This window comes from Actinophytocola sp., from assembly GCF_049647105.1.
Taxonomy (GTDB): domain Bacteria; phylum Actinomycetota; class Actinomycetes; order Mycobacteriales; family Pseudonocardiaceae; genus Actinophytocola.
The window spans coordinates 1-20,467 of sequence record NZ_JBARWZ010000179.1 but is presented as its reverse complement, the minus strand read 5'-3'; the positions used below and the strand labels follow the sequence as shown (position 1 = coordinate 20,467).

Sequence of the window (20,467 nt, the reverse complement as noted above, 5' to 3'; positions counted from 1 at the left end):
CATGACGGAGGATGCCCCGGTGCTGGAACTGCACGGCCGCGCGATGCGGCACAGCGTGGTGGTTGTTTCACTGATCGGCGACGACCAGTGGGATGCCCCCACACCGTGCGCCGACTGGACGATCCGCGACCTGCTGACCCACATGACCACCGAGAACCGCGGCTTCGCGGCCGCCGCCCTCGGCGAGACGACCTCCCGCGACGCGTGGACCGACCGCCCGTTCAGCGACGACCCGCGCCGCGACTACGCGATGTCGGCCGACGAGGTGGTCACGGCGTTCGCGGACCCGGCACCGGAGTTCTGGCTGCCGAACATCAACGAGACGTTCCGCTTCCCCGCCACGCAGGCGATCGGGTTCCACCTGCTCGACTACGTCGTGCACACGTGGGACGTGGCCGCGTCGCTCGGCAGGACGGTCGCACTGGAGGACGACCTGGTGGCGGCCGCCCAGGAGATCGCGGACCGCGACGTCCCGGACGGCGAACGCCGTCGCCGACCCGGCGCGGGCTTCCAGCCGCCGGTCAAGGTGTCGGGGGAGGCCACCCCACTGGCCCACCTGCTGGCCTTCCTGGGCCGAGACACTAGTCCGCCTCCCCGGATTTAACAGCGTTGGTCTCGACCCAGCGCATCCTCGGATCGTGGGTGGTTGGTGGCTGGGTGCCGTCACGTTCCCCTGAGGTCTCTGTTGGTCAGGCCCAGACCCTCGCACAAAGATCCACGGGTCAGCGCAGTGCGGGTTCCGCCGGGGTGATCCAGCCGCGGGTCATGGCCAGCAGGTCGCGGCCAGACGGGTCGCGCAGCTTGCGTGACAGGTACCCGCGGGCGTAGTCGCTGGTCGGGATGCGGAGTGCGGGGTCCTCGCAGTTCAGTGCTTCCACGATGACCGACGCCACCTCCGAGGACGTCTGCGCGCCCTCGACCGCGCCGGAGGCGACCCACGACCGGTACGCGCGGAAGGCCGCCTCGTACGGGCCGGACGACGCCAGCACCTGGGCCGGGTCCAGCGTGGAGCTGGCCACGAACGACGTGTCGAGCACCGCCGCCGGTTCGATCAGCGACACCGTAACGCCCACCGACGCGGCCACCGGGGCGAGCGCCTCCATGAAGCCCTCCACCGCGAACTTCGCCGCCGAGTACGCCTCGTTGAACGGCTGGCCCAGCACGCCGCGCACGCTGCTCACCGTCAGGAGCCGCCCCCGGGTGGAGCGCAGGTGGGGCATGGCGGCCCTGCTGGTCGCGACCACGCCGAAGAAGTTCACCTCCAGCTGCCTGCGCAGCAGGTCCATCGTGGACAGTTCGAGTGTCGGGCTCGAGTTCGCGATGCCCGCGTTGTTCACCAGCGCGTCGAGGCGGCCGTGTGTGTGCACCACATCGTCCACACAGGACTCGATGGACGTCTGTGACGTCAGCTCCAGCTGCCGCACGTCGATCGAGACCCTGGCCGCGGCCGCGGCGGCGAGCAGCTTCGCGCCGCCGGAGCGGACCGTGCCCACCGTCGTGAAACCCGCCTTCGCCGCGGCGATCGCCGTCGCGAGGCCGATGCCCGACGACGCGCCCGTGACCAGGACGACCCGCGTCATGCCACCAACTCCTCTGTCCGTGACCGCTCCAACAACGACTGCATCGACCGCAGCGGGATGTACGAGCTGATGCCGATGACCGTGGCGCACACCATCGTGACGGTGGCCGCGGTCCTGATGTCCATGCTCCGCGCCAGCAGCGACACGACGGCGCCGCCGACGAAGACGCTGACCGGGATGACGCCCCACGTGACCGTCCGGTACGCCCCGGTGATCACCGCCTGGTCCGCGACCGGCATGTGCTCCTGGCGCACGGCCGAGCTGCAGATGTTGTACCAGGCGAAGAACCACCCGTACGACGCCATCGTCAGTGCCAGTACCACCGGGGCGGGAGCCGAGGTCGTGAACAGTACCCCGAGCCCGGACGCCGAGTGCAGCACCATCGCCCACGCCAGGACGCGGCCGGTGCCGAACCGCCTGCTGACCCTCGGCGCGAGCACCGCGCCGACGACCGACCCGACCGCCGCCACCGACATGACCGTGCCGTACGTGCCCGCCGACAGGTGCAGTCCCTGGTAGGCCAGCACCGGCAGCTGCGTCACGAAGATCGGGCCGCCGATGTTCGCGAGCAGCGTGCCCGCGGTCGACTTGCGCAGCACCGGGTGCCGCAGGTTCGCCCGGATCCCGACCGCGAGCCGCGACCACAGCGTCGCGCCGCTGCCGCCCCGGCCGCCGCACGGCCGCATCACCTTCAGGCACGCCGCCGAGAACAGGTACGTCGCCGCGTCCACCAGCAACGACGCCGCGCCGAACGCGTTGTACAGCCAGCCGGCGAGCGCGGGGCCCCCCAGCTCCGCGGTGGTCCTGCTCGCCTCCAGCCGCGAGTTGGCCCGCACGAGATCGGCCTTCGGCACGATCGCGGTGACGGCCGGGATGTAGCCGGTCGTGAAGAACACGGTCGACGCGCTCACCACCACCACACAGCAGAACAGCAGGGGGATCGTCAGGAACCCCGCCCAGTACGCCACCGGCACCAGCGCGATCGCGCCGAACCGGACCAGGTCGCACGTGATCAGCAGCGCTCGCAGGTCCCACCGGTCGACCAGCCCGCCCGCGACCAGCGCGAGCACCGGAATCGCCAGGTACTGCGCCATGCTGACGAGCCCGACCTCGAACGCGGACGCGTCCAGCGCGAAGATCATCAGCGTGGGGATGACCAGCAGCGTGATCCGGTCGCCGATGTTGGACACCGACTGCCCGGCCCACAGGAGGTTGAACTGCCTGCCGAGCGACGGCGCGCGCTCGCCCGTCGCCGGTTGGTTCGATCCGCTCACGAGTGCTGCCGCGTCACGAGGTTCGCGGTCTTGCCGGTCCGGTCGTTGCTGATCAACGCGTCGGCGACGGTGACCCGCAGCGACTCCGGCACCCGCTGGAACACGATGCTCGGCCCGAACGCGGACGCCACGATGTGCTCCCGTACCCGGTCAGCGACATCGGCCATGTCGCGTGCGGCCAGCAGCAGCACCTCGAGCACCGCACCGCGGTCGGCGTAGGTGTGCACGACCAGCTGTGCCCGCTGCACACCGTCCACATCGGACACCTGCGCGATCAGGTCGGCCACGTTCACGAGGTGGCCTCGGAACTTCACGAGCCCGTCGCGGCGGCCGAGCACCTGGAGGCCGTCCGTGCCGCACGGGCACGGCACGACCCGGCCCGCGTCGCCGGTGCGGTACCGCAGCACCGGGTTGAGGCCGTCGGGCTTGAGCGACGTGAAGTCCATCAGCTCGTCCTCGCCGAAGTGCACCAGCTGCGATGGCATCAGGTGCCAGACGTCGGCCGCGCAGTCCGGCGTGTTGGTGGCCATCACCCACGTCTCGGTGCTGCCGAACATGCCCCACCGCCGCGCGTCCTGCGCCACCTCGGCGATGTCCTCGTCGAGACGGGAGTCCCACGCCTCGCCGAGGAACAGCACCTTGCGCAGCGACGGCAGCCGGTGGCCGTGCTCGCGGGCGTGCGCGAACAGCAGCCGCAGCACGCTCGGCGTGCCGCCGATCGCGGTCACCCCGCGCTCGGCGAAGAAGTCGAACCAGGCGCTGTACTCCTCCTTCATGATGGCGCCGAGCGACATCGCGACGCAGCCCGCCAGGTCGACCAGCTCGTTGACCAGGTAGTGCGCGCCCCACATCTTGCCAGCGCTCCACGCGTTCACGACCACGTCGTCCGCGTCGAGCGCGCCCCAGTGCTCGTGCACCTCCCGCATGTACAGGCCGGTCGGCGCGTAGCCGACCATGGGGGAGCCGGTGCTGCCACCGCTCTGGAACACCCACGTGGTGCCCGTGGTCGCCCGTGGCTTCAGGTGTCTCAGCGCGGCCTGCAGGTCGTCCTTCAGCATGACCGGCACCTTCGCGAGGTCGGCCACGTCGGTGATCGTGTCGAGGTGGGCGTAGCGCTCACTGAGCGCAGGCACCGACCGGACGTCGGCGAGCAGCCGCCGCACCGTCGCCAGGTGCTCGCCGTCCACAGTGGACAGAGTGGTGTAGTGCTCGGACATCAGGCGCTGACCTCCAGCAGGTGTGCGGCGTGTGCCGTCCGGTAGGCGCGAAACCGCGCCGCGACGATTTCCCGTTGTCCGCGCACGGCCTCGGGATCCGACGGGTCGGGGCAGGCGATCGCGCCGTCAAGCTCGATCTCGGAGAACCAGTACCGTTCGCCGTCGAACAGGAAGTCGATGCAGAAGTAGGGCACCGGCATGCGCTCGGCGAAGTGCGCGACCGCACCGGTCAGTTCATCGGGCAGCGTCCCGAACGCATAGTTGCCGGTGCCGTAGTTCGCGGTCAGCGACCCCGCCTTGGGGGTGCGGCGCACCACGGTGTGCGGCAGGCCGTCGACGACGGCCACGCGGTAGTCGACGAGGTTCTCGCCGAGGTAGGGCTGCACGACAACGGGAGTGTCGCCGCCCTGCGCGAGGCTCAGCAGGTTGCGCAGGTCCTCCTCGGTGCGGGCGAGGCAGACGCCCCAGCCGGAGCACCAGCCGACCGGCTTGAGGATCGCGGGGTAGGTGACGCCGGCGAGCGCGGGCTCGTAGAGCCGGGAGCCGAGGTCGGGGCCGGTGGCGATGCGCACGCTCGGGATCGGCGGCACCGGCGAGTCCCGCAGGAACAGCACGGTCGCGAGCTTGTCGTTGTTCATCGCGGCCCACTTCGGCGGCGCTGGCAGGTAGAAGCCGCACTGCTCGAGTACCGCGTAGATCGCGAACTGGCCGAAGACGTCGGCGGACTGGTACGGCAGCGTGTAGGGCACGGTCACGAACAGCGAGTCCGCCGGGGTGGCGAGCTCACCGTGCACGTAGACCTTGGGATCGGCGAGATCGCTGCCGTCGACGGCGATCGCGTCGGGTGGCGTGGGTACCCAGCGCATGCCGAGCTCCTCGGCGACCGAGGCGTAGGCGTCCCAGAACGCTGCCCCCCACATCGCACGCCTGCGGGTGGACTCCCGGTCGGGGAACACCCAGTACATGGTGCGCAGCCCGGATTGTCCACTGTGGACGTCGGCGGGCCGCTCGCTCACGGCGGTCATGCGATCTCCTTGCCTGCCGGCCTGGTCCTGCCGGGCAGCAGGACGCTGTGGCCGCGGAACTCGGCGACCACGTCGCCGTCCCGGTGGATGGTGACGTCGTAGATGCCGGACAGACCGCGCCGCGTCCGCTCGGTGGCCTCGGCCACCAGTTCGTCGCCCTCGGCGACCGGCTGGAGGAAGGTCACCTGCGCGCCCTGCGCGACCGCGACCGGCTCATAGGTGTTGCACGCGAACGAGAACGCCGCGTCCGCGAGCAGGAACAGGTAGCCGCCGTGGCCGGTGCCCAGCCCGTTGACCATCGTGGCGGCCACCGTCATCCGCACCGTCGCGCGGCCGGGTGCGACGTCGTCGAGGCGGATGCCGAGCGCGTGGCACGCGCGGTCGGCGTCGTACAGCGCGCTCGCGCGGATCTCGGCAGCCTCAGTCGTTGTCGCGGTCGTGGTCATGCGCGGAATGCTGGCCGCGCCCGCTGCGAACGCGCTTCAGATCCGCTGGGAATCCACCACAGGACGCCGCGCCGGGCCGGTGATGAGCTCGCGGACGTCGGGCATGGGCTCGGTCGCGAACCGGCGCACCACGTCGTGGCAGCGGAACCAGCCGGACCGGTCCTCGACCAGCAGGTGCGTGGCGACCAGCTCGTCGAGCAGGACACGGGCCTCGTGGGCGGGCGCGTCGGCGGTGGCGGCGGCCATCGCGAGCGTCACCCCGTCGCTGACCCGGCGCAGCCGGCCGAACAGCCGCGCCGCGGCCGGGCTGACGCACCGCAGTGTGTCGGTCAGTACACTGTGGACACTTCGGGTGTCGCCGTCGACCACCAGCCCAGTCACCGCGTGCAGCTCCTCCAGGAACGACGCGACGGGCTGGCCGGGCCTGGCCGCGAGCTTCGCGGCCACGTGCCGCAGCGCGAGCGGCCAGCCGCCGCACCAGCGCAGCACGTCGTCGAGTGCCGGGTCTCGGAGCCGGTCCTGGCCGAGGATCCGCCGCAGCAGGTCACGGGCCGCGTCGCGGGGGAGCGGCTCGACGGTCAGCTCCCGCACGGCGTGCTGTGTGGACAGCCCAGGCAGGCGCCGCCGCCCGGTCACGACCAGCTGGCTGCCCGAGGTTGGTGGCACGAGCGCCGCGACCTGCGTGACGGAACCCGCGTTGTCGGCGACGATCAGCACCCGCCTGCCGTTGAGCACGGTGCGGTAGGCGGCGAGCAGGTCGGGCAGTGCCGTCGGCATCTTCTTCTGGCTGGTGCCGAGCGCGGCGAGCACACCGGTGAGCGCGGCCTCCGGCGACAGCGCCTGCCGGGAGTCGTGGCCACGCAGGTCGAGGAACACCTGACCGTCGGGGAACCGGTCGGCGACCGAATGTGCCCAGCGCACGACGAGCGCGGTCTTGCCGAGCCCGGCGGCCGAGGTGACCACCGCCACCCGTGGCTCGTCGGCCTGCTCGGCGATGGCCTCGGTCAGTGCGCGCAGCTCGGCGTCGCGGCCGGTGAAGTGCCCGACGCCCGGCGGCAGCTGCGCGGGTGCGTGCTTGCGGCGCCGCGCCTTGCGCCCGCCTGGCGCCGGGTCGGTGCCCTCCCGCGCCGGCGCGGCATCCCCGCCACGCAGGATCGACGCGTGCAGTGCCCGCAGGTCGTGGCAGGGGTCGCTGCCCAGCTCGTCGGCGAGCCGTTCCCGCAGCGCCTGGTAGGCGTGGAGCGCGTCGGCCCGGCGGCTCGCCCGGTACAGGGCGGTCATGTGCTGGCCCGCGAGCCGTTCCCGCAGCGGGTGCTCGGCGACCGCGGCCGCCAGCTCGGCGACCACGTCGATGTGCCGTCCGAGCTCCAGCTCGGCGTCGAAGCGGGCCTCGAGCAGCCCGACGCGCAGCTCCGCGAACCGGGTGCGGTCGGCGTCCGCGCCTGGTGCGGTGACCCCGTCGAGCGGCTCGCCGCGCCACACCGCGAGCGCGCGCCGCAGCAGTTCCGCCGCCTCGTTCGTACTGCCGGCCGTGGATGCCTGAAATGCGAATCTTTCACATTTCTCGACGTCGACTTCCAGCTGTGTGCGGTCCAGCAGATAACCCGGGTGACGGGTGACCAGGACGTCGCCGATTTTCCTGCGCAGCGACGAGATCAGCCCTTGCACCCGTGAGCGTGGGGAGGCCGGGAGTCGATCGCCCCACAGTTGGTCGATGATCCGTTCGGTCGAGAGCGCGATGCCCTGCGTGAGGGCGAGCAACGTCAACAGGTTGCGCTCCAAGGGAGACAGTGCGACGTCCACGCCGGACACTCGGACCTCGACCGGTCCGAGTAAGTCGACCTCCAGCAACCCGATGCTCCTCTGATCCGTATTCGCGGCCGTCGCAGACAACAGGAGCGAACTATCGGGAACAAGGGGAGTTATGGGACGGATATCTGTCCGAGTCCCATACGTGATTGGCAAGAAAATTTGTCGTGAGTTTGTGTATCGGTTCGGATCGGGTAAGCATAGGCACGTTAGCATTTACCGTTCGGAAACCGATCGTAATGGCTCGTGCGCGCGGACATGACCATTCGGCGTCCTGGTAGGCAACTCGCGCGGGCAGGTGCTTCCGTTCGGCGCAGCGCGGATCGGCAGTCGCCACGCGGCAGGCGGATCGGTCGGGCCGGTCGGCCGCGCCGCCGACCAAGTAGCGTGGCCTCACAGGTGGAGGTCTCCGCTGGGAGGGGTCGATGGCTGCACCGGACGAGACCGGGGTGCGGGCAGGCGGCGTGCGGGAGGTCAAGTCCGCGGCGCGCACGCTGGAGCTGCTGGAGCTGCTGGCCGCCCGTCGCAACCGGCCTGCCCGCCTTCGTGAGCTGAGCGAGGCGCTCGGCATGCCGCGCAGCAGTTGCTACGCGGTTCTCCGCACGCTGACGAAGTACGGCTGGGTGCGCACCGACGCGTCCGGCACGCTGTACGGGATCGGCATCCGCGCGCTGCTCGCGGGCACCACCTATCTCGACACCGATCCCTACGTGCGGATCGCGAAGTCCGCGCTGGACCGGCTGGGGGAGCAGCTCGACGAGACCTTCCACCTCGGCAGGCTCTCCGGGTGGACGTGGTGTACCTGGTGACCCGCGAGTCCGGCCAGTACCTGCGTGCGCACAGCCGCGTCGGGCGCAGGCTGCCCGCCTACTCGACCGCGCTGGGCAAGGCGCTGCTCGCCGAGCTCGACGGTGCGGACCTGCACGAGCACCTCCCCGCCGAGCTGACGCCGCTCACCGAGCACACGATCACCGACCGCGCCGCGCTGACCGCCGACCTCGCCAGGGCCCGCGAGGATGGCCACTCGGTCGACCGCGAGGAGAACACCGAGGGCGTGCGGTGCTTCGCCGTCCCGCTCCGCTACTCGGAAGCGGCGGGCGACGCGATCAGTTGCTCCGTGCCCCTCGCGCGGCTGACCCCGGCGCGCGAGAACGACATCGTCACCACGCTGAAGCGAGCCCGCGACCAGATCGAGCAGGAAGCCATGGCGGTCGAACTGGACCACCTTGGCGAACACTGACCGCGAGGAGGCTCATGCCTGTCCGATGGATCTTTATGCGAGGGTCTGGGCCTGACCAACAGAGACCTCAGGGGAACGTGAAGGCACCCAGCCACCAACCACTGCGGTCCGAGGATGCGCCGGGTCGGGACCAACACTGTGAAATTCCGGGGAGGACTAGTGCATCGAGTTCAGGACGTGCACATCACGCCGGTCGCGTTCCGGGATCCGCCGCTGCTCACCACGGTCGGCGTGCACGCGCCGTACGCACTGCGGGCCATCGTCGAGGTCGTGACCGACTCCGGGGTCTCCGGCCTTGGCGAGAGCTACGGCGACGCCCAGCACCTCGCCCGCCTGCGGACCGCGGCGGCCGGGCTGACCGGCGCCGACGTCTGGCACACCCAGGAGATCGCCCGCCGGGTCCGCGAGAGCCTCGCGAGCAGTGGCGACAGCGGGGCGGGCGGCCACGGCATGAGCGGCATGGTCACCGGCAGCAGCACCGCCGACCGTGTGCTGTCACCGTTCGAGGTGGCCTGCCTCGACATCCAGGGCAAGGTGATCGGCAGGCCGGTGAGCGACCTGCTCGGCGGCGCCGTCCGCGACCGCGTCGACTACAGCGCCTACCTCTTCTACAAGTGGGCGGGCCATCCCGGCGCGGAACCCGACGAGTGGGGCGCCGCGCTCGACCCGGACCAGCTCGTCGCCCAGGCCCGGCGGATGGTCGGCGAGTACGGGTTCACCGCGATCAAGGTCAAGGGCGGCGTGTTCCCGCCCGAGGAGGAGATCGCCGCGGTCCAGGTCCTGGCCAGGGAGTTCCCCGGCCACCCACTGCGGCTCGACCCGAACGCCGCATGGAGCGTGCGCACCTCGATCACGGTCGCCCGGGAGCTGGACGGCGCGCTCGAGTACCTGGAGGACCCGACCACCGGCATCTCCGGCATGGCCAGTGTCGCCCGCGAGTCGCCGATGCCGCTCGCCACCAACATGTGCGTCGTCGCGTTCGACCACCTGCGGCCCGCGGTCGAGGAGGGCGCCGTGCGGGTGATCCTCTCCGACCACCACTTCTGGGGTGGCCTGCGCCGCTCCCAGTCACTCGCGAGCACGTGCGACACGTTCGGGCTGTCGCTGTCGATGCACTCCAACTCGCACCTCGGCATCAGCCTCGCCGCCATGACCCACCTCGCCGCCGCGACCCCCAACCTCACCTACGCCTGTGACACGCACTGGCCGTGGAAGGCCGCCGAGGACGACGTGGTCGTGCCCGGTGCGCTGCGGTTCGAGAACGGTGCCGTGCCCGTGCCGACCGGGCCCGGCCTCGGCGTCGAGCTCGACCGGGACGCCCTCGCCCGGCTCCACGAGCAGTACCTCGCGTGCGGCATCACCGAGCGCGACGACACCGGCTACTACCGCCGCACCCACCCGGACTTCGACCCGACGCCGCCACGGTGGTGAACATCACGGTCTCCCGAGGGCGGTGAGTCCGGGCCGGACGAACGGTCGTCCACATCGGACGTGGTGCTGACCGTTGCATCCTCACCGACGTGGTCCATGCGGGACACTGACCGTCGTCATGCACAATCGCGCACGTGATCTGGTTATGGACAGTGGGCGGGGTGCTGCTCGTGGTGGCCGGGTACGGCGCCGTCTACCTGCCCAGGGCGCGGTCGCGGTCACTGCTGCGGCGCACCGCGTGGTCGACCGCACGGGCCGCCATCGCCGGTGCCGCCGTCAGCCGTGACGCGGCACCCGGCGACGTGCCGGCGGCCGAAGAACTGTTCGTGCGTGCCGAACTACTCGCCGCGACCGGGGGTGGGGTGGCCGCCGCCGAGGAAGCCGTCGATTGCGCGGAACGGGCCGACCGGCTGTGGCGGGAGGCCGCCCGATGACGAGCGTGATCCAGCGGCTGCACCGGCTGCGGTGGGCGTTCCTCGCCGCCGCCGTGGTCATGATCGTGGTGTTCCTGTTCGCGCAGCGGCAGACCGTGGACGTCAGCTACGCCCAGTCACCGTCCGGCAAGGCCGCCGTCACCGAGGGCTCGGCGGGGGAGCTGACCGACACCGACCTGCCGTCGGTGGCCGAGCTGACCGGCATGCTCGAACGGGACCGCGTCGTGCGGCTGCCCGGCTCGATCGCCCACTGGGACGAGAAGCTGGTGACCGACGCGATCGGCGACGCCGACATCCGCATCCTCGTCACCCCGCCTGGCCTGACCAAACAGCAGCAGGACCGGCTCCGCGAGGTCGAGAACGCCACGATCCGGATCGTCGGCACCAAGACCGGCGGCACGCTGTACAGCGGCGTCGCCGATGACAACGCGGGCTGGCGCGCGCAGTTCGCCACCGGCGACGTCACCGGCCCCCTGATCGCCCTGATCGCCAGCGAACGGGACCAGGACGGGACACCACCCGACATCGACCTGTTGCGCTGGCGCGCGCCGACCGCCGCCGAGCTGGCACCCGTGGTCGCCGACCTGCGTGCCGACCGCCTCCACCTCGCGCAGGGCGCCACGCTCGAGTCCATCCCGGACCGGGCGGACACCGCCTTCCCGGACAGGTCGCCGCTGATCGCGGCGTTCCCGCAGCAGCCGTTCGGCCAGCCGGTGCCCGAGTACGGCGCCGCGCTGGCCGGGGAGTTCCCGGACACGCCGATCGTCGTCATGTACGGCAGCTGGGCCGAGTACCACGGTCCCGACGCGGAGTCGTTCTCCGAGGTCGTCGCCGCCGGTGTCTACAGCCGGTTCGGGGAGCGGCTCGCCGCGTACGCCTATCCGCAGGCCAACGCGCTCGGCGTGTACCTCGACAAGGTCACCGACGTCCGGTACGCCGGGTTGTTCGACCGGCCGCTGCCCTATCAGCCGTTCGACCCGCTGCGGGTCGCGTTGCCCGCGCTGCCGTGGTTGTTCGCGTTCTGCGTGCTCGTGTTCCTCGGGCTGTCCGTGCGTTCGGTCGTCGGTCCGCGCGGTGGGCCGCCGCGCGCCGCACCCGCCCGCCTCGCCGGTCTCACCACGCTCGCCATCGAGATGTCGGGGCTGTCCCACGATCCCGCGCTCGTCCGTGCGATCACGAAACTGGAGGAGGCACGGGCGTCGGTGGTCGACAACCTGCCCGGCAGGCACGTCCGGCGGCTGCTCGACGGCGCGGAGTCCGAACTGGACACCGCGGCGCGGGAGCTCGGCCGTGCCGACTACCGGCCGGTCAACTACCTCGCGGGTGGTGTCGCATGAGCCGCGTGACGAGGTTCCTCGGCACTCCGTTCGGGCTCGCCGCGGTCGCGTTGCTCGTGCTCGCCGGCTGGGCCACCTGGACCGCCGGGATCTTCGACGGGCCCATCGCCAAGGAGGTGCGCTCGTCGTCGGTGTACGTCGCGCCCGGTCTCGACGTGGACAAGGCCGCCGCCGAGAAGATCATCGGCAACCGTCGGCTGGTGGTGGTGTTCCTCCCGCGTGGTGCCGATCTCGGCGAGGCGTGTGACGACACCAGCGGTGCCGCCGACGGGACACTCGTGCTGTTGCTCAGTCCGGGGGATGACGAGTTCGAGCACTACGGCTGTGCGCAGTTCCCCGGCGATGACGACGAGAACTTCGGCAAGGCGTTCGTCGCCGAGACGCAGATCCCCGGCGGAGCCGACCAGTTCCACGACCGGCCGCTCGAGGCGTTGAAGGTGATCTCGGTCAACTACGACGGCCTGGTCAAGGCCGGTGCCGTGCCGGACGGGGCCAGGACGATCAGCCCGTCGCTGCCCAGGTACCTGGTGGCGGTGGCCGCGATCGTCGCGGTGCTCGGCGGCGCGGTCACGATGTACGTCGCCGGCCGCCGCGCGGGCAGGCAAGCCGCCGGTCACCGCGCGGAACGGGACACGGCGCGGGACGCCCTCGGCTCCCTGAACGCGAAGGCGGCCGTGCTGGCCAAGCAGATCATCGACCTCGACGGCCGGTACCCACGTGCGGACAGCGACTTCCGGCGCGAGTACCGGCAGCTGGCCGCGGACTACGCGGAGCTGGCCTCGGGCCTCACCGACGGCGAGGTGGAGCCGGGCCTGGGGCCCAAGGTGGAGGCGCTGGGCGACCGGGCCCGCGAACTCGCGGCGGGACCGAGCCGACGCCGCAAGAAGTGACGTCACCGCACCCGGTTCGGCCGCTGGGCCGTGTCGGGTAGCAACACCGCGGGTGCCAGCCGGGGCACCGGCGGCAGCGGCGAGGCGTCCGAGGAGGCACGGAACGCCTGGATCGCGAGCGCGGCGAAGCGCTGCGAGGCCGCGACCCTGGCGGCAGGTGAGGTGGCGTGGATGCCGCCGTTGGCCATGAGCATGAGGATCAGGTCGTCCACGACGAAGTCGGGGCGCAGCCGGCCGGTGTCCTTGGCGCGGCGGGCCAGGGCGGCGATCGCGGTCAGCGTGTACTCGCGGGCCGCGGCGAAGTCCATCGCGTGGGGGTAGGCCGTCATGAAGGCCGAGGTGAAGCCGTGGTTGCGTGCGTGCAGTGCACAGGTCTTCTCGATCACGAGGCAGAAGCCGCGCCACGGATCCAGGTCGGCGAGCCCCTCGTCGACGATGGCGTGGCACGCGTACATCTGGTCCATGAAGGCCTCGGTGACCAGCATTTCCTTGGTCGGGAAGCGGCGGTACAGGGTGGCGGGGCCGACCCCGGCCCTGCGGGCGATCTCCCGCATCGGCGCGTGCAGACCGTCGGCGGCGAACACCGCGCGGGCCGCGTCGAGGATGCGTTCGCGGTTGTCCTGGGCGTCGGAACGCAGGGTGTGAGGCAATCGGTCGGTCACCGCTCTCACTTTAGCTAACCGGACGGGGGCGTCCGTTAGCGTCGGCGGGCATGAGAGCCGTTGCGATACAAGCGTTCGGCGGTCCCGAGGGCCTCGCGGTCGTCGACCTGCCGGACCCTGGCCCAGCCGAGGGCCAGGTGCTGATCACCACCGAGGCGATCGGCGTCGGCGGCGTCGACGCCATGATCCGAAGTGGTGTGCTCTCCGCCTACGGTTTCCGGGAAGGCCACGTCCTCGGCGGCGAGATCGCGGGCACCGTGGCCGCGACGGGCGACGGCGTCGACACGTCATGGCTGGGTTAGCGCGTGTGGGCGTTCGCCGGTCTGGGCGGCGGCTACGCCGAGCAGGCGATCGCTCCGGCCGTGTCGCTCGTGCCCCTGCCCGCGACCATGTCGGCCGTCGACGCGGTGACGCTCGGCAGTTCCGGCGTGGTGGCACACTTCGGCCTTCGCCATGCCTGCTTCACTGCCGGCGAGTCGGTGCTGGTGCGCGGCGCGGCAGGCGGCATCGGGATCATGACCGTCCAGCTCGCGGTCCGTGGTGGCGCCAGTGCGGTGGCGGTCACGACATCGTCGGCGTGGCGCGGCGATCGCCTGCGCGAGCTCGGCGCCACCCACGTGCTGGACCGCACGGGCGAGGAAGGTCTCGCGGGCTACGACGTCATCATCGACGTCGTGGCCGGTGCGGACCTGCCGTCGTTCTTCGCGAGGCTCAACCCGAACGGTCGCATGGTCGCGGTCGGCGCGGTCGCGGGTCACCCGCCCCCGGACTTCGCCGAGGCGATGTTCGCGGCGTTCCGGAAGTCGATGTCGTTCGCGACCTTCAGCGCGGACACCGTGCCCGAGTCCGACCGGCGCGCGGTGACCGCCGAGCTGTTCGCCGTCGCGGAGCGCGGAGAACTGCGCGTCGTGGTGGACGAGGTGCTGCCCTTGGAACAGGCCGTGCTGGCCCACCAGAAGATGGCGGCCGGCGAGGTGTTCGGCAGGCTCGTGCTCACACCCTCGACAAGCGCCCCAATGCCATGAAGGGCCGCCCCTTCGGCACAGTCCGCGTGTCTAGAGATGCGTGTTCGGTCTTCACCTGTAGATGGTCACGGGGCTGGCTCGGTGAGCCGCAGGAGCGACTCCAGCGCCGGATTGTTGTGGGCCGATCGCCAGACGCAGTGGGTTTCGACGATGTCCGGTCGCAGGCCGGCGATCTCGGTGAAGGCGAGGTTGGGCAGCCGGAGGCGGGCCGCCGAGCGGGGCACGAGGCCGACCCCGACGCCCGCGTCGACGAGCGCGAGCAGGCTGTGTACCTGCCCGACCTGCTGGACGTAGCGGGGTTCCACACCCGCGCCGTGGAAGCAGCTGATGACGAGTTCCTGCAGGTAGCGGGCGGCGACGGGGGCGTAGTTGACGACGTCGTGGCTGCTGATGTCGACCAGCGACGGCGGCCGGCCAAGCTCGGCGAGTGCGTGGCCGCGCGGGCAGGCGAGGATCAGGCTCTCGGCGTGCACGCGTCTGGTCTCCAGGACCTCCGACGCGGGCACGCCGCGGGCGAGACCGACGTGGATGTCCCCCGCGAGCAGGGCGTCGATCTGGTCGCGGGACACCATCTCGGTGAGCGTCAGCTCAACGGACGGCAGGTGCTGGGCGATCGTGCGGATCCACGTGCCGAGCACGGTGAGCGCGGAGATCGCGGTGAACCCGATCCGCAGCGTGCCCGAGGTGCCGCGGGCGGCGTTGCGTGCGGTGATCGGCGCGGCGGCCGCGAGGCTCAGCATGCGCCTCGCCTCGGGCAGGAATGCCTCGCCCGCCGGGGTGAGCAGCACCGCGCGTGGCGTCCTGACCAGCAGTTCCACCTCGAGTGCCCGCTCGAGCTTCTGCACCTGCCGCGACAGTGGCGGCTGGGTGATGCGCAGGCGCGCGGCGGCGCGGCCGAAGTTGCCCTCCTCGGCCACCGCGACGAACCCGCGTAGTTGCTCGAGGGTGAAGGACATGTCGGAAAGGTATCGCAAGATGCGCTCTTGGACTTAGACAGGTATCGCATCTGGTCATACGCTCGGAGCATGACGCTGAGTCCGGAATCCCTGCGCGACACACTTGGCACCGGGTTGCTGTCGTTCCCCGTCACGCACGCCACGGCGGACCTCGCGTTCGACGAGGACGCCTACCGCGAGCACGTGGCGTGGCAGTCGTCGTTCCCGGCGGCCGGCCTGTTCGCGGCGGGCGGTACCGGCGAGTTCTTCTCGCTGACCCCGGACGAGGTGGCCGCCGTGGTCCGGGCCGCGGTCGCGGCGGCAGGCGACACCCCCGTGCTCGCGCCGGCCGGGTACGGCACGTCGCAGGCCGCCGGCATGGCCCGCGACGCCGAGGCCGCCGGTGCCTCCGGGCTGCTCCTGCTGCCGCCCTACCTCACCGAGGCGCCGCAGGAAGGCCTGTTCGAGCACGTCAAGGCGGTGTGCGCGGCGACATCGCTCGGCGTGATCGTCTACCACCGCGCCAACGGCAAGCTCACCTACGACACCACCGCGCGGCTGGCCGACGCCTGCCCGAACCTGATCGGCTTCAAGGACGGCGTCGGCAACGTCGACCTGATGACTCGCGTGCACGCGCGGCTGGGGGAGCGGCTGCTGTCGATCGGCGGCCTGCCGACCGCCGAGACCTACGCGCTGCCGTACCTGGAGATGGGTGTCACCACCTACTCGTCGGCGATCTACAACTTCGCGCCGAGGTGGGCACTGGACTTCTACGCCGCCGTGCGGGCCCGCGACGCGGCGGCCGTGTACCGCAAGCTGGACGAGTTCGTACTGCCCTACATCGAGATTCGCGACCGGCGGGCCGGGTACGCCGTATCGATCGTGAAAGCCGGGCTGCGTGCCGTCGGCCGCGACGCGGGCCCGGTGCGGCCCCCGTTGTCGGACCTGACGGCCGACGAGTTCGATGAGCTGAAGACCCTCGTTGAGAAGGTGGAGTTTTCATGACAGTGGCCCTGACCGGTTCGATGCTGATCGGCGCCGACGACGTGCGGGGGAGCGCGGGTGAGGTCCGGGGCGTGAACCCGGCGACCGGCGAAGCGCTCGAACCATCCTACGGGCTCGGCGACCCGGCCGACGTGGACCGTGCTGTCGCCCTGGCCTGGCAGGCGTTCCCGGCGTACCGCGCCACCTCACTGAAGAGCCGCTCGGCGTTCATGACCACGGTCGCCGACAACATCGACGCGCTCGGCGACACCCTCGTCGACCGAGTGGTCGCCGAGACCGGCATCCCCGGCCCCCGGGTGCGAGGCGAGCTGGCCCGCACCTGCAACCAGCTGCGGCTGTTCGCGTCGGTGGTGGCCGACGGCCGCTGGCTCGGCGCGCGTCTCGACACCCCGGACCCAGACCGCACCCCGCTGCCCAAGCCTGACCTGCGCCAGCGCAAGGTCCCGCTCGGCCCAGTCGCGGTGTTCTCGGCCAGCAACTTCCCGCTCGCGTTCTCGGTGGCGGGTGGCGACACGGCGTCCGCGCTGGCCGCTGGCGCACCGGTGGTCGTGAAGGCGCACAGCGCGCATCCCGGCACGTCCGAGCTGGTTGGCAGGGCGATCCAGGCCGCGGTGGCCGAGCACGGGCTGCCGGAGGGCACGTTCTCGCTGCTGTTCGGCGACGGCCGGACCCTGGGCACCGCGCTGGTCAAGCACCCCAGGATCGCGGCGGTCGGGTTCACCGGCTCCCGGTCCGGCGGGCTCGCGCTGGTCGCGGCCTCGGCGTCCCGGCCGGTGCCGATCCCGGTGTACGCCGAGATGTCGTCGGTGAACCCGGTGATCCTGCTGCCCGGCGTGCTCGCCGAGTCCGGTGCCGCGCTCGGCACCGAGTTCGTCACCTCGCTGACCACGTCCGCGGGGCAGCTGTGCACCAACCCCGGTCTGGTGTTCGCGCTCGGCGACGCGGACGACTTCATCACCGCCGCGGGTGCCGCGGTGGCCGCCGCACCGGGCGCGGCCATGCTGAACACGAACATCCAGCAGTCCTATGTGGACGGAGTGGATCGGCTGGCGGGCGCCGCCGGTGTCACCGAGGTGGCTGAGGGTGCCGTCGACGCCACGATCCGCGCCTGCGGGCAGGCGCGGCTGTTCGCCACCGACGGCGACACGTTCCTCGCCGACCACGCGCTGCAGGACGAGGTGTTCGGCGCCGCGTCGCTGGTCGTGCGGGTGGCCGACCTCGCGCAGCTGGAGCGGATCCTCGACACCCTCGATGGCCAGCTCACCGCGACCGTGCACGCCGCGGGCAGTGACCAGGAGACCGCCGCCGCACTGCTGCCACGCCTGGAGCTGCTGGCAGGCCGCGTGCTGTTCGGCGGCTGGCCCACCGGCGTCGAGGTCGGGCACGCGGTCGTCCACGGCGGCCCGTTCCCCGCCACGTCCAACCCGGCCACCACCTCGGTCGGCACGCTCGCGATCGAGCGGTGGCTGCGGCCGGTGTCGTACCAGAACGTGCCGGACGCGTTGCTGCCCGACGAGCTGCGCGAGGACAACCCGCTCGGTGTGCCGAGGCTGCGGGACGGGACAGCGGAGTGACCCCACCTGCCGTCAGTGGGTTCCGGGTCGTCCCGGTCGCAGGCCGGGACAGCATGCTGCTCAACCTGAGCGGCGCGCACGGCCCGTTCTTCACCCGCAACCTGCTGGTGCTCACCGACACCGACGGCAGGACCGGCGTCGGCGAGGTGCCCGGCGGGCCCGCGATCACCGACACACTCACCGAGGCCCGCGACCTCGTCGTCGGCGCGCGGCTCGGCGACCACAACGCGGTGCTTTCCTCGGTGGCGCGGCGGTTCGGGGCGCGGGACGCGGCCGGGCGCGGGCAGCAGACGTTCGACCTGCGGGTCACCGTCCACGTCCGCACGGCCATCGAGGCCGCGCTGCTGGACCTGCTCGGCCAGTACCTCGAGGTGCCGGTGGCCGCGCTGCTGGGCGACGGGCAGCAGCGCGACCGGGTGCGGGCGCTGGGGTACCTGTTCTTCGTCGGCGACCGCACGAAGACCGACCTTGGTTACCGGGCAGGCATGGGCGACGACTGGTTCGGGGTGCGTGACCGGGAGGCCCTCGGGCCCGAGGGGATCGTCGCGCAGGCGCGGGCCGCGCGGGCCCGCTACGGGTTCACCGACTTCAAGCTCAAGGGCGGGGTGCTGCCCGGTGCGCAGGAGGTCGAGGTGATGCGGGCGCTCGCCGCGAGCTTCCCCGATGCCGACCTGACGCTCGACCCGAACGGCGGCTGGCTGCTCGACGACGCCGTGACCCACGGCCGTGCGCTGCGTGATGTGCTCGCCTACGCGGAAGACCCGTGTGGTGCGGAGAACGGTTACTCCGGGCGGGAGACCCTCGCCGAGTTCCGCCGCGCCACCGGTCTGCGGACCGCGACCAACATGGTGGCCACCGACTGGCGGCAGCTTGGCCATGCCGTGCGGCAGTCCGCCGTCGACATCCCGCTCGCCGACCCGCACTTCTGGACCATGCGGGGCTCCGTGCGGGTGGCGCAGTTGTGCGAGTCGTGGGGCCTGACGTGGGGTTCGCACTCGAACAACCACTTCGACGTGTCGCTCGCGATGTTCACCCACGTCGCCGCGGCCGCGCCGGGCGAGATCACCGCCATCGACACGCACTGGATCTGGCAGGACGGCCAGCGGCTCACCACCGCGCCGATCCCGTTGACCGATGGCCATCTCGCGGTGCCCGACGCGCCGGGTCTCGGTGTGACGCTCGACCTCGAGCAGGTGGCGGCCGCGCACGAGCTGTACCAGAAGGAGGCGCTCGGCGCGCGGGACGACGCCGTCGCCATGCGGTACCTGGTGCCAGGCTGGCGGTTCGACCCGAAACGACCGGCGTTGGAGACCGTGTGACCGTGCTGCGGGTGTGCCCGCTGCCGCCCTCGCTGGACGAGCGGTTGCTGGCGAACTACCAGATCGTGGACGAGCCGTCCGACGACGTGGTCGCCGCGATCACGACGTCCCGGTTCGGGGTGACGAACGCCCAGATCGACGCGCTGCCGTCGCTGCGCGCGATCGTCCACTTCGGCGTGGGCTACGAGACCACCGACGTCGGGTACGCCCGGTCGCGTGGCATCGTGGTCAGCAATACCCCCGACGTGCTGACCGACTGCGTCGCCGACCTCGCCGTCGGCGGCATGATCGACGTGCTGCGCGGGCTCACCGCATCGGACCGGTTCGTCCGCCGCGGCGAATGGCGGCGCGGGCAGTTCCCCCTCACCACCAAGGTCTCCGGCCGCGACGTCGGCATCCTCGGCCTCGGTCGCATCGGCCGCGCCATCGCCCACCGGCTGACCGGCTTCGACGCGTCGTTGAGCTACCACTCGCGCCACCGGGTGCCCGGCGTGCCGTACACCTACCACGACTCACCGGCCGCGCTGGCGGCCGCGGTCGAGGTGCTGGTGGTGGCGACGTCGGGTGGCCCGGCGACCGCGGGACTCGTGTCGGCGGACGTGCTGGCCGCGCTCGGCCCGGCGGGCTACCTCGTGAACATCGCACGCGGCAGCGTCGTCGACGAACCCGCGCTCGTCGCCGCGCTGGTGCACGGCGGCATCGCCGGTGCGGCGCTGGACGTGTTCATCGACGAGCCGAACGTGCCGCAACCGTTGCTGGGACTGGACAACGTCGTGCTGCTGCCACACATCGCCAGCGCCACGACGGAGACCCGAGAAGCAATGAGCGCCCTGGCATTCCAAAACCTACGCCAGTTCACAACCAACGGCACACTAACCACACCAGTGCCATAACCCCCACAAGCCCGCCCCCAGCGAAACCCGCGAGTCCACGATCCAGAACCCGCGAGTCCACGGTTCAGGACCCGCGAGTCCACGGTTGGGAACCCGCGAGTCCACGGTTGGGAACTCGCGAGTCTTCGGTTCGGGACCTGTGAGTTGGCGTTTCGTGACCGCTGCGTCGGCGGTTCGCCTCAAGCCCGATGTGCGCGAACCGTCAGTTCGGCGGTCCCGAACCGTGGACTCGCGGGTCCTCAACCGTGGACTCGCGGGTTCTCAACCGTGGACTCGCGGGTTCCCAACCGTGGACTCGCGGGGTTTTGTGTGGGGTGTTGATGGGGTGGGGGTGCGTTCGGGTTGGGGGTGGGTGACGGTTTGCGGGAGGA

Annotated in this window: 19 protein-coding genes and 1 pseudogene; 12 read left to right on the top strand and 8 right to left on the bottom strand. The window is 71.4% G+C overall.

The genetic code is table 11. From position 1 onward, the window contains the following. Position 1: 1 nt before the first annotated feature. Positions 2–604 carry a TIGR03086 family metal-binding protein gene (locus WBA97_RS21945; RefSeq protein WP_424232765.1) on the top strand — a complete coding sequence of 201 codons (603 nt, stop codon included), beginning with the start codon at positions 2–4 and terminating at the stop codon, positions 602–604. Between the two features lie 118 nt (positions 605–722). Here WBA97_RS21945 and WBA97_RS21940 read toward each other — a convergent pair whose 3' ends face one another. Genes WBA97_RS21940 through WBA97_RS21915 form a run of 6 tightly spaced genes read right to left on the bottom strand, consistent with a single transcriptional unit; the run spans position 723 to position 7,393 of the window. Beyond that, positions 723–1,580 (bottom strand): SDR family NAD(P)-dependent oxidoreductase, encoded by an 858-nt coding sequence (locus tag WBA97_RS21940; RefSeq protein ID WP_424232764.1) that lies wholly within the window; start codon positions 1,578–1,580, stop codon positions 723–725. Beyond that, positions 1,577–2,854: an MFS transporter gene (locus WBA97_RS21935; protein WP_424232763.1), complete on the bottom strand. Its 1,278-nt coding sequence runs from the start codon at positions 2,852–2,854 to the stop codon at positions 1,577–1,579. The genes WBA97_RS21940 and WBA97_RS21935 overlap by 4 nt, the downstream gene beginning before the upstream one ends. After that, on the bottom strand, positions 2,851–4,071 hold the full coding sequence (locus WBA97_RS21930; protein ID WP_424232762.1) for a phenylacetate--CoA ligase family protein: 1,221 nt from the start codon (positions 4,069–4,071) through the stop codon (positions 2,851–2,853). Before WBA97_RS21930 ends, WBA97_RS21935 begins: the two co-directional genes overlap by 4 nt. After that, on the bottom strand, positions 4,071–5,096 hold the full coding sequence (locus WBA97_RS21925; RefSeq protein ID WP_424232761.1) for an ATP-grasp domain-containing protein: 1,026 nt from the start codon (positions 5,094–5,096) through the stop codon (positions 4,071–4,073). The genes WBA97_RS21930 and WBA97_RS21925 overlap by 1 nt, the downstream gene beginning before the upstream one ends. Then, positions 5,093–5,542, bottom strand: coding sequence for a hydroxyphenylacetyl-CoA thioesterase PaaI (gene paaI, locus WBA97_RS21920; RefSeq protein ID WP_424232760.1), 450 nt, complete (start codon positions 5,540–5,542; stop codon positions 5,093–5,095). The genes WBA97_RS21925 and paaI overlap by 4 nt, the downstream gene beginning before the upstream one ends. Before the next feature lie 36 nt (positions 5,543–5,578). Then, the gene (locus WBA97_RS21915; RefSeq protein ID WP_424232759.1) at positions 5,579–7,393 is read right to left on the bottom strand and encodes a BTAD domain-containing putative transcriptional regulator; all 1,815 of its coding nucleotides are present in this window, start codon (positions 7,391–7,393) and stop codon (positions 5,579–5,581) included. Positions 7,394–7,776: 383 nt separating this feature from the next. Between WBA97_RS21915 and WBA97_RS21910 the strand changes: the two genes are divergently transcribed. The 6 genes from WBA97_RS21910 (at position 7,777) to WBA97_RS21885 (ending at position 12,683) form a co-directional block, all read left to right on the top strand. Beyond that, entirely contained in the window at positions 7,777–8,160 is a 384-nt protein-coding gene (locus WBA97_RS21910) for a helix-turn-helix domain-containing protein (RefSeq protein WP_424232758.1), read from the top strand. Then, entirely contained in the window at positions 8,139–8,591 is a 453-nt protein-coding gene (locus WBA97_RS21905) for an IclR family transcriptional regulator (protein ID WP_424232757.1), read from the top strand. The genes WBA97_RS21910 and WBA97_RS21905 overlap by 22 nt, the downstream gene beginning before the upstream one ends. 159 nt (positions 8,592–8,750) lie before the next feature. Beyond that, positions 8,751–10,022 (top strand): glucarate dehydratase family protein, encoded by a 1,272-nt coding sequence (locus WBA97_RS21900; protein ID WP_424232756.1) that lies wholly within the window; start codon positions 8,751–8,753, stop codon positions 10,020–10,022. 134 nt (positions 10,023–10,156) lie between these two features. After that, the gene (locus WBA97_RS21895) at positions 10,157–10,456 is read left to right on the top strand and encodes a DUF6403 family protein (RefSeq protein WP_424232755.1); all 300 of its coding nucleotides are present in this window, start codon (positions 10,157–10,159) and stop codon (positions 10,454–10,456) included. Further along, positions 10,453–11,793 carry a hypothetical protein gene (locus tag WBA97_RS21890; RefSeq protein ID WP_424232754.1) on the top strand — a complete coding sequence of 447 codons (1,341 nt, stop codon included), beginning with the start codon at positions 10,453–10,455 and terminating at the stop codon, positions 11,791–11,793. The genes WBA97_RS21895 and WBA97_RS21890 overlap by 4 nt, the downstream gene beginning before the upstream one ends. Continuing rightward, the gene (locus WBA97_RS21885) at positions 11,790–12,683 is read left to right on the top strand and encodes a hypothetical protein (RefSeq protein WP_424232753.1); all 894 of its coding nucleotides are present in this window, start codon (positions 11,790–11,792) and stop codon (positions 12,681–12,683) included. The genes WBA97_RS21890 and WBA97_RS21885 overlap by 4 nt, the downstream gene beginning before the upstream one ends. A gap of 2 nt (positions 12,684–12,685) precedes the next feature. Here the strand turns inward: WBA97_RS21885 and WBA97_RS21880 are convergent, their stop codons facing one another. Beyond that, positions 12,686–13,345 (bottom strand): TetR/AcrR family transcriptional regulator, encoded by a 660-nt coding sequence (locus tag WBA97_RS21880; protein ID WP_424232752.1) that lies wholly within the window; start codon positions 13,343–13,345, stop codon positions 12,686–12,688. A gap of 50 nt (positions 13,346–13,395) precedes the next feature. Between WBA97_RS21880 and WBA97_RS21875 the strand changes: the two are divergent. Next, a pseudogene (locus tag WBA97_RS21875) lies at positions 13,396–14,370 on the top strand (zinc-binding dehydrogenase). Positions 14,371–14,435: 65 nt separating this feature from the next. Here the strand turns inward: WBA97_RS21875 and WBA97_RS21870 are convergent. After that, positions 14,436–15,326, bottom strand: coding sequence for a LysR substrate-binding domain-containing protein (locus WBA97_RS21870; RefSeq protein WP_424232751.1), 891 nt, complete (start codon positions 15,324–15,326; stop codon positions 14,436–14,438). 69 nt (positions 15,327–15,395) lie between these two features. On the opposite strand from WBA97_RS21870, the gene kdgD reads away from it, so the two are divergent. The 4 genes from kdgD to WBA97_RS21850 are packed head-to-tail and all read left to right on the top strand — an operon-like array spanning position 15,396 to position 20,096. Then, entirely contained in the window at positions 15,396–16,310 is a 915-nt protein-coding gene (gene kdgD, locus WBA97_RS21865; RefSeq protein WP_424232750.1) for a 5-dehydro-4-deoxyglucarate dehydratase, read from the top strand. Beyond that, positions 16,307–17,884, top strand: coding sequence for an aldehyde dehydrogenase (NADP(+)) (locus tag WBA97_RS21860; RefSeq protein WP_424232749.1), 1,578 nt, complete (start codon positions 16,307–16,309; stop codon positions 17,882–17,884). The genes kdgD and WBA97_RS21860 overlap by 4 nt, the downstream gene beginning before the upstream one ends. After that, positions 17,881–19,203, top strand: coding sequence for an enolase C-terminal domain-like protein (locus WBA97_RS21855; protein ID WP_424232748.1), 1,323 nt, complete (start codon positions 17,881–17,883; stop codon positions 19,201–19,203). The genes WBA97_RS21860 and WBA97_RS21855 overlap by 4 nt, the downstream gene beginning before the upstream one ends. Continuing rightward, the gene (locus WBA97_RS21850) at positions 19,200–20,096 is read left to right on the top strand and encodes a 2-hydroxyacid dehydrogenase (RefSeq protein WP_424232747.1); all 897 of its coding nucleotides are present in this window, start codon (positions 19,200–19,202) and stop codon (positions 20,094–20,096) included. The genes WBA97_RS21855 and WBA97_RS21850 overlap by 4 nt, the downstream gene beginning before the upstream one ends. The last annotated feature ends 371 nt before the right edge of the window (positions 20,097–20,467 follow it).

Excerpts from the sequence above, each read along its gene's own strand:
- WBA97_RS21890 (WP_424232754.1), top strand. The coding sequence starts at position 10,453 with ATGACGAGCGTGATCCAGCGGCTGCACCGGCTGCGGTGGGCGTTCCTC.
- WBA97_RS21910 (WP_424232758.1), top strand. The coding sequence starts at position 7,777 with ATGGCTGCACCGGACGAGACCGGGGTGCGGGCAGGCGGCGTGCGGGAG.
- paaI (WP_424232760.1), bottom strand. The coding sequence starts at position 5,542 with ATGACCACGACCGCGACAACGACTGAGGCTGCCGAGATCCGCGCGAGC.
- kdgD (WP_424232750.1), top strand. The coding sequence starts at position 15,396 with ATGACGCTGAGTCCGGAATCCCTGCGCGACACACTTGGCACCGGGTTG.
- WBA97_RS21930 (WP_424232762.1), bottom strand. The coding sequence starts at position 4,071 with ATGTCCGAGCACTACACCACTCTGTCCACTGTGGACGGCGAGCACCTG.
- WBA97_RS21925 (WP_424232761.1), bottom strand. The coding sequence starts at position 5,096 with ATGACCGCCGTGAGCGAGCGGCCCGCCGACGTCCACAGTGGACAATCC.
- WBA97_RS21945 (WP_424232765.1), top strand. The coding sequence starts at position 2 with ATGACGGAGGATGCCCCGGTGCTGGAACTGCACGGCCGCGCGATGCGG.
- WBA97_RS21860 (WP_424232749.1), top strand. The coding sequence starts at position 16,307 with ATGACAGTGGCCCTGACCGGTTCGATGCTGATCGGCGCCGACGACGTG.
- WBA97_RS21885 (WP_424232753.1), top strand. The coding sequence starts at position 11,790 with ATGAGCCGCGTGACGAGGTTCCTCGGCACTCCGTTCGGGCTCGCCGCG.
- WBA97_RS21870 (WP_424232751.1), bottom strand. The coding sequence starts at position 15,326 with ATGTCCTTCACCCTCGAGCAACTACGCGGGTTCGTCGCGGTGGCCGAG.
- WBA97_RS21940 (WP_424232764.1), bottom strand. The coding sequence starts at position 1,580 with ATGACGCGGGTCGTCCTGGTCACGGGCGCGTCGTCGGGCATCGGCCTC.